This is a genomic window from Vallitalea pronyensis (assembly GCF_018141445.1).
Classification (GTDB): Bacteria; Bacillota; Clostridia; order Lachnospirales; family Vallitaleaceae; genus Vallitalea; species Vallitalea pronyensis.
The window spans coordinates 2,448,320-2,464,152 of sequence record NZ_CP058649.1 but is presented as its reverse complement, the minus strand read 5'-3'; the positions used below and the strand labels follow the sequence as shown (position 1 = coordinate 2,464,152).

Genomic DNA, 15,833 nt, shown 5'->3' with positions numbered 1-15,833 from the left:
TGTTATAAACAAAAAAACCATATAGGGTTAATGATGTCCTACGATGGACCTTCACTAACGCTATATGGTTTATCATTTTCATACCTTTTCTCTTATATTATATCTTTTGGATACCCTCATCAACAAATTTTATTTTCCCTTGCTTTAACAGGCGACCTACGGCCCTTTTAAATGCATTCTTACTCATACCAAGGGCTGCTTTAATCTTCTCTGGGTCACTCTTATCGTTCAATGGAATACGACCACCTTTTTTGACGATATAGTTCCATATTGTTTCAGAATCTTTATCCATCTGTACATAAGCTTTTTCACGTAAGCTAATATTTAACTTACCATCATCTCTTACCTTTGTTACACGCCCTTCAATCACGTCCCCTACTTGTAATGCTCTGAATAATTCATGTTTAGGTATCAAACCATGATATTTTTCATCCACAGCGATAAAAGCTCCTAAATCATCTTTTACTTGAATAACCCTACCTTTTACATGATCGTTTTGCTGATATGGGGATTGGTGATCAAGATATTTATACACGTCCATGGTGGCACACAGCCGATCACTTTTATCCGTATAAACGGCAACAAGGTAGTCATTATTTACTTTAACCTTCGTTGTTTGTTCTTTGAAAGGCAATAACAAATCCCTTTCTAATCCCCAGTCTAAGAATGCTCCTATTTTTGTGTTTTCAGCTACCCTTAACACCGCCATTTCACCAACTTGAACTTTGGGTCTACGTGTTGTTGCAATGGGTCTATCTTTGGAATCTCTATAAATAAATACTTCTAACTGATGCCCTATTTTAAGTCCTGAGGGCACTTCTTTACCTGGTAAGAGCACTTCCTCCTGCTTATTCCCATCAGCTGTTAAAAATATACCAAATGGTGCTTCTCTTTCAACGGTTAACAATTGTACTTTACCTGTTTTTATCATATGTCACCTACTTTTCTTATGGTAGTGGGCTGTTTAAAACAATCCCTTATTGATAGTTTCTCCATGATTATGCTTCATCAATCATGGTTATTTTTTGCCGTACATTTCTTCCAGTGTCATGCGAACACGGTCATCTTCCAGATATTCATCAAAGGTCATACGTTTATCAAAGATACCTGATGGTGTAATTTCAATCACACGATTGGCAATGGTTTGAATGAATTTATGGTCATGGGATGTAAACAGCATGGTTCCTGTAAATGCAATAAGCCCATTGTTAACAGCTTGGATGGACTCAAGATCTAAATGGTTGGTTGGTTCATCCAGCATCAGCACATTGGCTCCAGATAACATTAACTTAGAGAACATACATCTTACTTTTTCCCCTCCTGATAAAACGTTCGCTTCCTTTAGAGGTTCATCACCTGAGAATAACATTTTACCCAAGAAACCTCGGATAAATGTCTCTGCTTTTTCTTCTGAGAACTGTCGCAGCCAATCCACCAGATTCAAATCAATGCCTTCAAAGAATGCTGAATTATCCTTTGGCAGATAAGACCTTGAAGTGGTTACTCCCCACTTATATGAACCTTCATCGGGTTCCATTTCCCCAGCTAGGATTTTGAATAAAGTGGTTCTTGCAATCTCATCATTACCAAGAACGATAATCTTATCCCCTTTAGCAATGGTGAAGCTAACGTTATGAAGCACTTTTACACCATTAATGGTTTTACTTACATTATCCACCGTCAATATGTCTTTTCCTGCTTCTCTTTCAGGGTTAAATCCTACAAAAGGATAGCGTCTTGATGATGGTTGAATATCATCTATTGTAATTTTCTCTAATGATTTTTTTCTAGATGTGGCTTGCTTTGCCTTGGATGCATTGGAACTAAATCTGGCAATAAACGCTTGTAATTCCTTTATTTTTTCTTCTTTTTTCTTGTTCTGGTCATTCATTAAGCGAAGTGCCAACTGACTGGACTCATACCAGAAATCATAGTTCCCAACAAACAACTTGGCTTTCCCAAAATCAATATCCAGCATATGGGTACAGACCTTATTCAGAAAGTGACGGTCATGGGATACCACAATAACTGTTTTTTCATAAGTAATCAAAAATTCTTCCAGCCAAGTGATGGCTTTAAAATCAATATGGTTAGTAGGTTCATCTAACAGTAGAATGTCAGGTTCACCGAATAAAGCTTGTGCAAGTAGAACCTTAACTTTATCACTGCCTTTTAGGTCTTTCATCACATGATGGTGCAAGTCTTTTTCAACACCTAGACCCATAAGCAAACGTTCCGCATTGGTATCTGCGTCCCACCCATCAAGTTCAGCAAATTCTGCTTCAAGGTCAGAAGCTCTATGTCCATCTTCTTCACTAAAATCTTCTTTCATATATAAAGCATCTTTTTCTAATCGAATATCATAGAGTCTTTTATGCCCCATCACAACAGTATCCAATACCACACATTCGTCAAATTCAAAGTGATCCTGTTTAAGAACAGCTAAGCGTTCACCGGGGGTAATACTTACGTCACCTTTTGTTGGTTCAATATCACCTGACAATATTTTTAGAAAGGTTGATTTCCCTGCTCCATTAGCTCCAATGACGCCATAGCAGTTACCTGGTGTAAATTTTACATTGACATCTTTAAATAATTTTTGTGTACCAAATTGAAGTTCTAATCCTGTAACTGTAATCAATCGCTAGTTCTCCTTCCAATAGTCTATATGCTTCTCGTCACCTATTTTTTTGTTTGTAAACTAATCAACATGTCAGTCTTTACTTAAAGTATTATATTTCCATAAAAGCTGTTTCACTGAACTTTCCTGGAACATGATAAAGAAGCTGTCATCAAATAACTTGAGACAGCCTCACCCATACAACTCGTCTTATTATACACTGTTTACTGGAAAAAGAAAACACTTTTTTTAAAATTTTTTATGCAGTCAAATGTTTCTCATTGATATCTAAAAATTATCTAGCACCTTGTGTTACCAGTTCTTCGATGACACGATTTACATTTAATGACATATCATTCTGTTCCTCTGTAAGATGACCTAACTTATGTATCTGATGATTAATGTTTTCATTTTCACCTGATAAAGCTTTTAATAAACCGGATATTTCATCTGCAAACATCTTCGTATTATCCGATAGTTTCTGTACTTCATTAGCCACAACAGAAAAACCTCTACCATGTTCACCTGCCCGAGCAGCCTCAATATTAGCATTCAACCCTAATATTTTAATTTGCTGCGTTATTTGGTTAACGGATGTAATGATTTTATCGGTCTCTGTGATAAATGCTTCCGATTCTTTTGCAGAATGGACTAAATGCTGGGTTACTTCATTTAATAAATGATTTGAAGTGGCCACCTTTTCCATTTCGTTACCTAACACTTCTGTTGTTTTATGAATGACATTTAACTGGTCATTCAATTGATTGGAGACTGAAACTTGTTGGTCCACTATCCGCATCATCAATTCTGCTAAAGACGAATCTATGATTTGCTTATCTGGAAACTTCTCTTTAATCGCATCTGCAATAACTTGTATACCTGTAGCTTCTACAACCACATCAACACTTGGACTCATACTATCCATGTCTCTACTGTACTCAATACCGTGTTCTTTGGCCCACCTAATGCCTGGCGCATCCACATTCTTATCTACCATTAACCCAATATCCACATGCTCTAAGTCATGAAATAACTTGGCTAATTTCGTTCCACCATTACCTGCACCAATGATTGCTATCTTCATTTCGTCTTATCCCCTTTTAGTATTTTTCATTAGGCATCATTTGAAACTTTCTTCAATAATGATCCATTCATCTTAACTTTTGTGATCACAATTCACGTATACTTCTTATGTGAAGAAGCACCTTATTACCATATCATGTCATTTGATTATTATAACATAGTTTATGTCTTTTCCAAAGGGTTTCAACGAAAGTACTTAAAGGCTTAAGAAAGTTCTATAAAATACGTTAAAAAGAAAACTAAACGTACAGGGGCAGTCAGAAATTAGTTATTTTCCGACTGCCTCTTTGTGGGTTATTCATATTAGTATCTTATGAAATATTATTTAAGTCCATGCATTGTGTATTAGAATATCACGTGGTCATCTCTTTCCGCTGCTTTTTCATTGATGAATGCCTCATAGTCTTCGATACCGCCTTTAATGAGGTATTGCTGATATTCTTCTATAATTTTAATGGCATCTTCTTCCGTTGCTGCAAAAAAGGCTCTTTCCCGGTAATCCCGCCATAGTTCACCATTGAGTAATTCATTGATGTCATCTTTCTTATCGTAATCGTTAATGAAATTACTTGCTCGGTAACCATCAATGATTGTTTCGGGTACGATATTATTGATGATATGTTCATAGGTTTCATCGGGTACATCTGCTTCGCCAGGTGTGAACTCACCCCATTCACTCATATAAGGATAGAGTGATATAAGTTCACGATAGATACCTTGAATGCCTGTTTCTGATTTAAGAATACCTTCTTTGTTCATATCAACGTATTCTTTTTTCATTCTTGGCTTACCATCTACCATATCAAAATGCTCACCTTCAATACCATAGAAAGCCAATAGTCTGCCCTCTTCACTATTTAAGTAATTAATAGCTTTTATAGCTGCTTCTGCTATGTCTGAGTCTGTATCTGCTGATATAAACCAAGCAGGTGAACCCGCTCGCCCTTTTAGGGAAGAAGCTCCAATTTGTCCTTTTGCATTCTTAATAGGTCCAACAGGTACATACCGCATTTCTGGATGATCTTTGTATAATGTCTGCTCATAAAAATCCCGTTGGTGGAAATAATGCACACCATGAACGGCATATTTCCCTAAAGCATGTTTTTCTTTAGCAATGGTATCGTTTTGTCGGAAAGCTTCTGGGTCAAACAACCCTTCTGAAACTAATTTTCGCATGTACAAGACTTCTTCCATCACCAATGGACTTCGTCTATCCACAATGGCTTTGTTTGTATCTGGATCTACCCATAATGAACACATATTACCTGTAATGTATGAACGGTACAATTGATCATAAGCCCATCCATTATGCCAGTTACCTGCAGGTATAACAGGATTGCCATTGGCATCTTTAAAATCGCCTGCTTTTACTTCTTTTAAGAACTCATATATTTTTTCTGAGTGATTAAAATCTTCTTGTTTCCAACCTAATGCGTCCATAATGTCCTTACGCACATAGACACAATAACCCCAGTTTTTATTATCTGCTGGTGTTGCAGGTAATTGATAGGGAATCACATACGTATGACCATTATATTCAGGTGCATAGACATCATTTTCAAGGAAGTCTGTAGCGGCACCCTCTTCAAAACGCTTAATATTAGGACCATGCTTATCCAGTAAATCTTCAAGAGCCATGACCATACCTTGGCTAGCTGCTCTCTTAATGATACCTGTTTCGCCTCCATTTCCACCCCAATAAGGAGCAGTAACCACATCATAAGGTATATCACCTGATGAAAACATCATGTTTAGATTCTCAGACTCTGACGATGTGGCATATTCAATATCAAAAATAACCCCTGTCTCTTCTAAGAGTTTGTTGGCAACAACATTATCAAAATGATCTCTTGGCGCATTTCCACTTGAACCGTTCCAACATGAGAACATCTTAATCACGATAGGTTCTGCATCCGCTTCTTTTTTACCTGTGTTATTACTTTGACCAGCATTATTAGAGTCTTTTGATGTGGGTTCTTTCGTCCTTTGACAGCCTGCAAAAATAGACATGGTTAACATGAGTACCATTGCTGTGCACAATAGTCTTTTGATGCTTTTTTTCATCATAAAAACCTCCCTAATTTTTCACCTTTTATTTGAGAGAATGTCATCCTCATGCATTCTCATTTTTATTTAAACCCTTTCATCTACTTTTCAAAGTATGTTGAAGGGGTATAAACATGATTATCCTTTTATGGATCCAATCATAATACCTTTGATAAAATATTTTTGTAGAAAAGGATAGACACATAAGATTGGCAATGTGGTAATCATGAGAAAGGCCATTCTTAATGCTTCTGGTGTTGTTTTAGCACGATTAATGTTAAAGTTCATCCTATTCGTATCTGTGGCTTGCTCGAAGTTGGTCTCACTAAGAATTTTCTGTAAGATGGTGGCTGCCGGTTTCAAGTTCTTATCGGCTACAAAAAAAGCACCGACGAACCAATCATTCCAATGACCAACGCCATAGAACAGCGTAATGGTAGCTATCATAGGAAGTGACAAAGGAAAGAAAATCTTAAAAAACATCTTTAATTCGCCACATCCGTCAATGACAGCAGATTCCCTTATTTCATTGGGTATGGTCTGAAAATATGTACGCATAATAATAATATTAAAAAACTGGTACAAATATGGCAATACATAGATCCATATACTGCTTGTCAAGCGTAGGCTCCGTAGTAATATAAAAAATGGTATCAAGCCACCCGAAAAAATCGTTGTAAAAAAGAAGAAAAATGTAATAATACCTCGACCAGGCAAATCCTTTCTGGCAAGAGCATAACCTGCCAATGCAGTTAATAAAACACATAAAAATGTGCCTACAACTGTTCGAAAAATAGATATACTAAAAGCATTTAGAATTAAAGGGTCCTCAAAAGCCTTAATATAATTTTGAAGGGTCAATTCCCTTGGCCAGAAATAAAGCCCACCCTTCAACGAGTCAAAACCATCGTTTAAAGACAATATTAAAACATAGAAAAATGGATAAAACGTTAGGAAACCTAAACTGGTAAGAAATGAATAATTAAACACTTTAAATACTTTTTCGCCTGTAGATTCTTTTATGACCATCATCGATTAATCACCCCAATCATTGTTATAACATAAGCTACCATAAGGACGTGTCCGATACTTTTTTAGCTATTTTATTGGTTGTTACAATTAGAATTAAAGACACAATGGATTGGAACAAACCAACAACCGTTGCGTAACTGTATTGCCCCTGTTGCAAGCCGACCTTCACCGAATAGGTTTCCAAAACTTCAGAAACCGGTATGGTTGGTGGTTGTTGAAATAATATAATTTGTTCATAGCCTGCTCTTAACAAGCCACTCATACTTAGAATAAACAAGATACCAACCGTGGGTAATATACTTGGCAGTGTGATATGTATAATCTTCTTCCACTTGCCGGCCCCGTCAATGGATGCTGCCTCGTATAACATGGGACTGATACTACTTAGGGCTGCTAAATAAATAATGGAATTAAACCCTACATTTTTCCATATATCCGATGTGACAATAACAATATAAAAGTATTTTACAATACCTAAGAAAAAGATAGGCTCTTTGTCCATTGCCATTCTTAATTCATTAAATAACCCTTGATGGGGGGATAGAAATTTAGTAAATATGGTAGCTACTACAACCCATGACACAAAATAGGGTAAGTAAGATACGGTTTGAAAAACCCGTTTGAATTTCTTAGCTCTCACTTCATTTAACATAATAGCTAATATAATCGGTGCAGGAAAACCAAATAATAACTTTAGAAAGCTTATAAGAAATGAGTTTCTAATTAATAACCTAAATTGGAAATAAGAGAAAAACTTCTCCACATATTTTAGACCCACCCAAGGGCTCATTAAAATCCCTGTATCAAACCTAAATTCTTTAAATGCAAGGGTTACACCGTACATGGGTATATAGCCGAAAATAAAGAAAAAAACAATGGCAGGTAATAGAAATAAGTATAAAACCTTGTATTTGCGCATTCGTTTCCATATGGATTTTTTATTGTGACTATTGCTTTTCTTGGTCTTTAATCGCATCGTTTTCATGATTCCCTCCTTCAATGTCGTATTGTATAGCATGCTACAAAAACGGACACCCTTCACCTTTATAATTTCTTGTCACCCATGCTGTGTATCCACTTCCTCGGATTCTCATGTTTCTTAGTCATGTTATCCATAATATAAGTATAGTGACAAGGTCTTCATGATTGAATGGATATATCTTTGAATTAATTTGGATAAATCTCTAATGTTTTGAATAGGCATAGCTCTACCACATCAACAATGCCTTGTCCATAGAGAAAAAATAACATAAAGCCTATTCACTAAGCTTTATGTTACCTTTTCTATACGCCACAGGCGTTACATGATATTCTTTTTTAAACACACGATAAAAGTATTGAAGATCTTCATAGCCAACACCTTTAGCTACTTCTTCTACATTGATGTCCGTCTCTTTGAGCATTCTGCATGCATAATTCAACCTTTTGGTGGTTAAGTACTGTGTGCACGTCACCCCTAATTCCTTTTTAAATATGGTTGAAAAATAATTAGCGGTGATACCAAAGTGGTCCGATAAGCTTTTTACATTGATTTTTTCTTCAAAATGGCTATCAATGTAGTTAACCGCCTGCTCAACAAGGGCTTTACAGTCAATGGATACTTTTTTCTTAACCTTAAGTCTTTTCTGAATGAATTTAAACAAATGTGCAGAAACATCTTCTAATTGGGCAGCATGGTTCATAATGTCATCATGAAATAGATCATATTCAATCATTTTTTCAACATTCACATCTGCTGAATACAACATTTCATAGATGGCATTGATGACTTCTGAATAAACAAAATATAAATTTCCAGCACCGGATTGTTTAAAACGCTCTTTGGAAAAAATATCTGCTAACAAGATATCTACGTTTTTCATGTACCTTCTTTCAATATTTTTCTTTAATAGTTTTAACTCTTCCTTTGGAAATACAAAGGCATTGGATAAGGTTTGCTCTTCCCAATATATTTTATTTTGCCCATATATGAGCCTTAAATCAAGGGCTTTCTTAGCCGATTTATAGAGTGACTCATTAATATGATTCAAAACAGAACTGATACCTATGGTGGCAGAAATATGGAGTTTATGAAGACAACCATAGAAGCATCTTTTACTGATTTTATCACTTACTAGCTGTACTTGCTTTTTATCCCCCCATACCAAAATGAATATCTGATTCACCACATCCACGTTATTGAAAGCATAATAATTATCATCCTGGACATTGACAACGAAGTCATTCATTATGTTGCTTTTTATATCTTCCATATCCTCAAAATCACTCTCAGCATCAGCACCATAGCGATAATGGATATTGATAATCAGTAATTGGTAATCCTTATGTAATATGTAAGGGTAATATGTGCCTAGTATGTCACTCTGGGCTGCTTCGTGAACCTTCAGCAGCCGGTTTAACTCTTTTTCATATAATAATTTCTCATGATATATTTTCATATTCACATTTTCTCTGGATAGATCATGATACTGTCTTTTTTCATTTATAAGGTTAATGACTTTATATAAAGCCTCCTGCAAGTCTTCATCTGTTGTGGGTTTTAATAAATAGCTCTTAACCCCCATATTGATAGCTGCTTCCGCATATTTAAATTCAGAATACCCACTGATGATAATACATTCTATGTGTGGCTTATGCGCTTTAACCCTTTTAATCAGCTCAATACCATCCATATCTGGCATGCAAATATCTGTTATAATGATATCTATTTTTTCTTTATTTAAGATATCTAAGGCTTCGTTTCCATCCTTCGCCTCAAACATATGATCAAATAGCATATCACTTTTTTTAAGTTTATGTATAATACCTTTACGAATCCACTTCTCATCCTCGACAACTAATAAAGAAAACATAATCCTCCCCCATCTATGCATAAACAGGCAATCGATAAGTAACTGTTGTTCCACCATCATGATGATTATCTATTTTTATACCGTATTCCTCTCCACAAGTCATCTTGATACGTAAATTCACATTCCTTAGTCCAACACTTTTTTGATAACCATCTAAATTAAAAGACAGATCATTTATCAATACATTCAATTCTTTTAATTTTTCAGGCGCTATTCCTGTTCCATTATCTGAAACACTTATGAGCAAATAATCACTTTGGATAGAGGCATTTATTTGAATAATTCCTGTATCTCTTTTATTAAATCCATAGGTAACAGCATTCTCAACAATAGGTTGTAAAATAAATTTTAAGACTTTGGAATTTTTTACGTCTTCACTTACATGGGATTTCAGTTGATACTTATTTTCAAATCTTATATTTTGTATATCAATATAATTTTTAATATGGTTTTCTTCTTGTTGAAACATGACAAACTCTTCAGAATCCTTATTGAGACTATATCTGAACATCTCTCCTAATTTTTGGCTCATGATGGACACTTCCTTGCAATCATATATCTCCGCAATGTAATTAATGGATTCCAATGTATTATAGAGAAAATGAGGGTTAATTTGAAACTGAAGGGCAACAAGCTCGGCTTCCCTTTTTTCTAATTTTTGAATGTAATTTTCTCGAACAAGGGATTTAATCTTTTCAATTGAACCATTAAAGTAATTATCCAGTTCACCAATTTCATCATTTCCTTCAACCTTTTCTGTTATGTCTAAATCACCACGCTGTACTTTTAGCATCTTTTTATTTAATCGTTGAATACGTTTTGAAAACTTTTTAGAAAAGAGAATGGTAATCAAAATGACTAAAAGTGTAACAATGATACAGTATGTAATAACACCTTTAGTATCATCTCCAATTATTTTATGAATAGACGAATAATGGGAGATAAAGAACACCTTCCATCCATAAGGCTTGATGTCTTTAAAAAACACCACATCTTTATTGTCCAATGTTTCCATGTGGGTAGGTGAATGACGATCTGTTAAGAGACCTTGAATAGCTGCCATCTCATCATCTTGATACTGTAAATCACCTTCAGAATAGACTAGATTTTGATGCTCATCTAAGATATATAAACTGTTCTTATATTGGTTGGTACTCTTTAAGTTCAAACCAAAAAGTGAATCATTTAAGATATCAATTTTTATGAAACCGATTCTGTTCCAATTATTACTTTTCAAATGATTAATCGGTCTTACAATGGATATGACTTTCTTATTGAACGTAGGAATGTTGTAATGAAACGTATTCAAATCTTTACCCTCAAGGTCGATGTGATGGCCCCATATTTCTTCATTAATCCTACTAATGTTGGATACATTGTGACCGTCTCTTGGAAAATTTTCATCATATGAATAGATGACAACATTATAGATGCCTTCAACCCTTTTGATTTTATACATATTATCAATACTCTTGGAAATTTTTTCGTATACTTCATAGGTATCTTTTTGTTGCCATTGGTCCGCTTGAGATAAGATTGTTTGAACACTATTATTACTGATAATGCCCCACATTAAATTTTCATAGATGTTCAATTTAAATTGAACACTTTCGATATAATTGTTAAACAATTGTTCACTACTCTGAAATAACCGCTGTTCAATCTGGTTTTGTGTATATTGATAAGAGGTAACACTAAATGTTATGATGGGTATCATGCCAATACAAATAATATACAACATAAGCTTGTAAAATATTTTCATATTATTGATTGGCTTATACAGCTTATCTAAGAATTTTTTTACCATTTCATCACCAAATTTAATATTTTTACCTATACACTTCAATTTCATTTGTTACATTCATTATAGATAAATATCACAAGAAAATCAATGTGTTTTAAAAGGAATATAGTTACATATACCATAAAATGGATATAACCGTCTCTACCAAACGGCCATATCCATTTTATGGATTGCTCATTATGCCTATCCATTGATACACTTGCTTTTTCCCAAAAACTGCTATCCTTTTAATATCTAAAATCAATGTGCTGTATGTATTTAAGGCTTTTCATTTCTTTATTAACGGTCAATATGCTTTTTCTTGTGAATAAATGTCAGTAGCTGATCAAAGGTTGGTAAACCTTCTACATCACCCTTTACTAGGGTGGCCATAGCCCCTACACCGTTACCGTATTCGCCACAAGTCTTAATAGGATTACCTTTGATTAAGCCGCTTAGAAACCCTGCGGCAAACCCATCGCCTGCTCCTATGCTATCTTCCATGGTCTGAACGGTGTAACCCTTAACGAAATGACTCTCCTTGCCATTGGATACCATACAGCCTTTTTTACCTAGTTTAAGGGCAATGACATCTGGACCCATCTCATGGAATGCTTTTATAATGGCTTCAGGCTCATTTTCACCCAGTAACATCTCTGCTTCATCAATACCTGGAAATAAAATATCCGCTTTTTTACATAGTTCAAGAATAACAGGTCTGGCTTCTTCAATGGACCATAGCTTTAATCGGATATTTGGGTCAAAGGATACTTTAACCCCGTGAGCTTTAGCATAATCCACAGCTTCCATTACCGTTTCTCTTGCACGGTCTGATAAGGCTGGTGTTATCCCTGTAACGTGCAATATTTTAGCGCTTTTAATGTAGTCATAGTCCAAATCACTTGGCGCAATAGAGCTTGCTGCTGAATTTTTTCTATAATAATACACATTGGGATTAACATGGGCAAAATGCTCTTTAAAGAGTAATCCTGTACTCCTCGTCTCATCCTTTATTATTCTTGATATATCTACCCCTTCACCACGAATAAAACATTCAATATACCGACCAAATTCATCATCCCCCAGCTTGGTAAACCAACCTACATCATGACCTAATCTTGCCAAGGCTATTGCTACATTGGATTCTGCGCCAGCGAGGGTTTTAGAAAAGGTATGAATATACCGTAAAGGTCCTTTAGCATCTGGGTTAAACAAAACCATACTTTCTCCAAATGTAATCACATCCATTTGTTTATTCATCATTTCATCCTCCTTCTAATCATAAGTTTACGCATGTCTGTTGTCAGACAACTATATGTATCATTATATATGACCCATGATGGTTTGTGCAAGGTTTTATTTTATAATCTGTTCCATGCCATATTGTATATGTTCTGCCATCCATTTTTTCGATGCTTCTTCATCCCCATTCATGATGGCTTCCATGATGTTTTGATGGTGAATAATGGCTTTGTCACCGCTCTCGGTTATGTGCTTTGTTTCATAACATCCATGGGAAATACCTTCGTGAATAATGGGTAATATCCGATGAATAATGGGGTTATGACTACTCTTAGCTATGACATTATGAAAAGCAATATCATGCTCTGTATGGTCTCGACCATTTTTGATATCGTCTACAATGGCAGTAAAAGCAGCCTTTAACTGGGCTATGTCCTTAGCTGTAGCCCTTCGAGCTGCTAATGCTGCTATTTCTGGTTCCATAATAAGGCGAGATTCATACAGATTATATAGCAAATCCTGTTGATCCATAAAACTTACCCCAAGTGGGTCTTTGGATAATCCTAGTTCTTGTGCAACGAAAGTTCCCTTCCCTCTTCGTACTTCTAAGATATTAGAAGAAACTAAGATTTTGATTGCCTCCCGGACCGTTGAACGACTGACATTTAACGCATCGGTTAAGTGGAGTTCATTGGGTAATTTATCACCGGGTACAAATTTTTTATCCATAATCATCTGCTTAATGGTATCTGCTACTTTTTCTGATAGGATTCCTTTATCATACATCTTGACTACCTCGTCTTGTTTTTTACTAGGTTAACATATTTTATTGGGATAAGCAAGATGTACAGGGCGTCACTCTTTCTTTTCAACTTCATCCGAACGTTCATCACAAATCTCTAGGTGATAATCTAATCTATCGTCACTATAACTTTTATAAAATGAAGGGTTAACGCTCTTCTTCAGTTCTTTAAAGGCCTTCATCTTATCGCTTTCCATAAGTACTTTTCCATTGGATAATGGTTTAATCCATTCAATCTGTAAGCTATCAGGGTATAAGTCATATGTCTTACGCCATTCAAGTTTATAGCTAGCATCATATTTTTCCAATACCGTTTCATGATCGTACCATATCATGGATATATAGGCCGGTTGAGGTATGGTCTTAATGGGTCTTACCATCTTTAGGATAAAGCCCCCATCGTCTGTGGCAATAATTTCTCTCGGTGATATGGATACATCCTCAATGGTTGCCATAAGTTCAAGCTCTTCATTGAAAATCTTTAGATGACATAACCCATAACCCTGTTCATAACCTAATCTTTCTCGATGTCCCACGATCAGATAACCATTGGCTAGTAGAGTCATACCAGGTGCCCATAAACCTTCTGTTGTACTTTTATATTCTTGGATTTTCGCGCCTTCACTGTCTAAAGCTAGTATAGACGTTTTTCTAGTCTGGAATGAAATAGCACTCTCCATCACATAGATTGTCGTACCAGATAACAGAACGCCATCATATCCATTAGGTGTCATACGCACCCATTGTAGTTGAAGTTTTTTATTAATGCAAGCAAGGAAGTGTTGTGATGTATCATCTCCCTTAATGGGAAAATCACCATCATGAGATTGGGTGTGACCCAATAAAACAATACCTAACTGAGGATGATATCGAACCTCGTATAAACTTTCAAAATCACTACCGCCAAATGTTGCTTCTCTTACTATATGTCCATCCTTATTAACGCTTACTATTTTGATATCCCGTGATGCAGCTTTTACATTGGTTGTACCCATTAATAAAATATCTTGTGATTCCGTCACCACCATATCGTTTAATTCTTCAAAACCGTAGTCATAGATGTCCTTTTTCCAAAGTAGCTTCCCATTTTTATCATAAGATAAAAGAAAATCTGGTCTGCCTGAAGGACTGGATACAATGGCTACAATACAACCATTATCCTTCATTGTTCGCATGTATAATCGCTGTATAATACTGGTTACATCTAGAGGTTTTACCCAGAGAATATGACCACTTTCATCGAAGCGTCTCATTCTGTAGATATCGTCATCATCCTTAGTAATGGTCATCAACCCATGGGATATGGACGTAACGTTCTTATCAGAAATGGATGTATCGGTTATAAAATCTATGGCAACCTCTTCAATTTTATCCGAATTAATATCCTCCAATTTCTCATAACCCGTATCCAAATCCACATTCACCATGAGCTCATTCAGATTCACTGTGGTAACATCTTCATCAACCGGTTCTGGTTCTTCAATTTTTTCAATCTCTTCTACTGTGTCAAGCTCTGTATCTGCTTTATTTGTGTCTGCTTTCTCTATATTTCCCTTCTCTTTACGCTTAGCATGGGCTGCATCTTCATACGTACACGCTGTTAACAACATACACATGATGAGCATACACACCATATAACCTACATATGTCTTCCTCATTTATTCTCACTCCTCAGTGATATCTAATCCTTATTAACACGTCTAAAGTCAATACTTTTTATGTCTTATTAAGGGGCTGTCTCAAAAAAGCAAAATAACGTCAATATCGTAGGCAACAAAATTGCTTTTTATGAGACAGCCCCTATTGAAACATAATCAATTGAAAAGGAGAGGTATCTAGCATCACGCTGGATAAAAAGCTATTCATAACATCCTCATAGGTTAATGTGTTATCATCTGTTAAGATGATAACTCCACTATCTTTTTTAGAATTTCCAAACTGTCCTTCTAATGTCAACAAGTACTTAAAGGGTTCTTCTTTTAAGTATTCTGAACTACTATCAAAAAAGTAATAATGCTTATCCTTATAGAACAGATCCTGATAATAAGGCCCCTTAGTCGTTCCTTCCTCCGTAAACAACCTAACCATGCGTATAGCGGTTTCATTTTCACCTGTAGCCGTTTCAATAAATTGATCCCATACTTCTTGGTTGATAACTTCCGAATCTTGTTTTACAAAATAACCTTTTTCCTTATAATCTTCTACCGTATCATCTGTTGGCAGGTTAGAAAAACCTGTATAATTACCCTCATCATCTAATACAAGTTCCAGTTTGTTTTCATCATCCTTAGTATAACAGGATGTTAAAAGCCCTGTTATACAAGTAATAACTAAAAATATCTGCGTTATCTTATTCATTAATTAGGCCTCCAT

12 protein-coding genes are annotated in these 15,833 nt (G+C 35.5%); all 12 read right to left on the bottom strand.

The window, feature by feature from the left end; translation table 11 throughout:
- Window positions 1-97: 97 nt before the first annotated feature.
- The 12 genes from HZI73_RS10140 to HZI73_RS10085 all read right to left on the bottom strand — a co-directional run bounded on the left by HZI73_RS10140 (window position 98) and on the right by HZI73_RS10085 (window position 15,818).
- Window positions 98-931, bottom strand: a complete 834-nt coding sequence (locus HZI73_RS10140) for a CvfB family protein (protein WP_212698127.1) — start codon at window positions 929-931, stop codon at window positions 98-100.
- 87 nt (window positions 932-1,018) lie between these two features.
- On the bottom strand, window positions 1,019-2,641 hold the full coding sequence (locus HZI73_RS10135) for an ABC-F family ATP-binding cassette domain-containing protein (protein WP_212698126.1): 1,623 nt from the start codon (window positions 2,639-2,641) through the stop codon (window positions 1,019-1,021).
- A 274-nt stretch (window positions 2,642-2,915) separates the two neighbouring features.
- Window positions 2,916-3,704, bottom strand: a complete 789-nt coding sequence (locus HZI73_RS26660) for a methyl-accepting chemotaxis protein (RefSeq protein WP_212698125.1) — start codon at window positions 3,702-3,704, stop codon at window positions 2,916-2,918.
- Window positions 3,705-4,048: 344 nt separating this feature from the next.
- Window positions 4,049-5,770 (bottom strand): type 2 periplasmic-binding domain-containing protein, encoded by a 1,722-nt coding sequence (locus HZI73_RS10125; protein ID WP_212698124.1) that lies wholly within the window; start codon window positions 5,768-5,770, stop codon window positions 4,049-4,051.
- A 117-nt stretch (window positions 5,771-5,887) separates the two neighbouring features.
- Entirely contained in the window at window positions 5,888-6,781 is an 894-nt protein-coding gene (locus HZI73_RS10120; RefSeq protein WP_246552445.1) for a carbohydrate ABC transporter permease, read from the bottom strand.
- Window positions 6,782-6,815: 34 nt separating this feature from the next.
- Window positions 6,816-7,766, bottom strand: coding sequence for an ABC transporter permease (locus HZI73_RS10115; protein ID WP_212698123.1), 951 nt, complete (start codon window positions 7,764-7,766; stop codon window positions 6,816-6,818).
- 271 nt (window positions 7,767-8,037) lie between these two features.
- Window positions 8,038-9,633, bottom strand: a complete 1,596-nt coding sequence (locus HZI73_RS10110) for a response regulator transcription factor (protein WP_212698122.1) — start codon at window positions 9,631-9,633, stop codon at window positions 8,038-8,040.
- Between the two features lie 13 nt (window positions 9,634-9,646).
- A complete protein-coding gene (locus HZI73_RS10105) occupies window positions 9,647-11,485 on the bottom strand; it encodes a sensor histidine kinase (protein WP_212698121.1) in 1,839 nt (612 codons plus the stop codon).
- A 231-nt stretch (window positions 11,486-11,716) separates the two neighbouring features.
- On the bottom strand, window positions 11,717-12,679 hold the full coding sequence (locus HZI73_RS10100; protein ID WP_330619722.1) for a sugar kinase: 963 nt from the start codon (window positions 12,677-12,679) through the stop codon (window positions 11,717-11,719).
- Window positions 12,680-12,772: 93 nt separating this feature from the next.
- A complete protein-coding gene (locus HZI73_RS10095) occupies window positions 12,773-13,444 on the bottom strand; it encodes a FadR/GntR family transcriptional regulator (RefSeq protein ID WP_212698120.1) in 672 nt (223 codons plus the stop codon).
- 69 nt (window positions 13,445-13,513) lie between these two features.
- Window positions 13,514-15,118 carry a hypothetical protein gene (locus HZI73_RS10090; protein ID WP_212698119.1) on the bottom strand — a complete coding sequence of 535 codons (1,605 nt, stop codon included), beginning with the start codon at window positions 15,116-15,118 and terminating at the stop codon, window positions 13,514-13,516.
- A 142-nt stretch (window positions 15,119-15,260) separates the two neighbouring features.
- Window positions 15,261-15,818: a hypothetical protein gene (locus HZI73_RS10085; RefSeq protein WP_212698118.1), complete on the bottom strand. Its 558-nt coding sequence runs from the start codon at window positions 15,816-15,818 to the stop codon at window positions 15,261-15,263.
- Window positions 15,819-15,833: the final 15 nt, after the last annotated feature.

Coding starts and splice junctions, on each gene's coding strand:
- HZI73_RS10095 (WP_212698120.1), bottom strand. CDS start 13,444: ATGTATGATAAAGGAATCCTATCAGAAAAAGTAGCAGATACCATTAAG.
- HZI73_RS10110 (WP_212698122.1), bottom strand. CDS start 9,633: ATGTTTTCTTTATTAGTTGTCGAGGATGAGAAGTGGATTCGTAAAGGT.
- HZI73_RS10115 (WP_212698123.1), bottom strand. CDS start 7,766: ATGAAAACGATGCGATTAAAGACCAAGAAAAGCAATAGTCACAATAAA.
- HZI73_RS10120 (WP_246552445.1), bottom strand. CDS start 6,781: ATGATGGTCATAAAAGAATCTACAGGCGAAAAAGTATTTAAAGTGTTT.
- HZI73_RS26660 (WP_212698125.1), bottom strand. CDS start 3,704: ATGAAGATAGCAATCATTGGTGCAGGTAATGGTGGAACGAAATTAGCC.
- HZI73_RS10090 (WP_212698119.1), bottom strand. CDS start 15,118: ATGAGGAAGACATATGTAGGTTATATGGTGTGTATGCTCATCATGTGT.
- HZI73_RS10100 (WP_330619722.1), bottom strand. CDS start 12,679: ATGATGAATAAACAAATGGATGTGATTACATTTGGAGAAAGTATGGTT.
- HZI73_RS10125 (WP_212698124.1), bottom strand. CDS start 5,770: ATGATGAAAAAAAGCATCAAAAGACTATTGTGCACAGCAATGGTACTC.
- HZI73_RS10105 (WP_212698121.1), bottom strand. CDS start 11,485: ATGAAATTGAAGTGTATAGGTAAAAATATTAAATTTGGTGATGAAATG.
- HZI73_RS10085 (WP_212698118.1), bottom strand. CDS start 15,818: ATGAATAAGATAACGCAGATATTTTTAGTTATTACTTGTATAACAGGG.
- HZI73_RS10140 (WP_212698127.1), bottom strand. CDS start 931: ATGATAAAAACAGGTAAAGTACAATTGTTAACCGTTGAAAGAGAAGCA.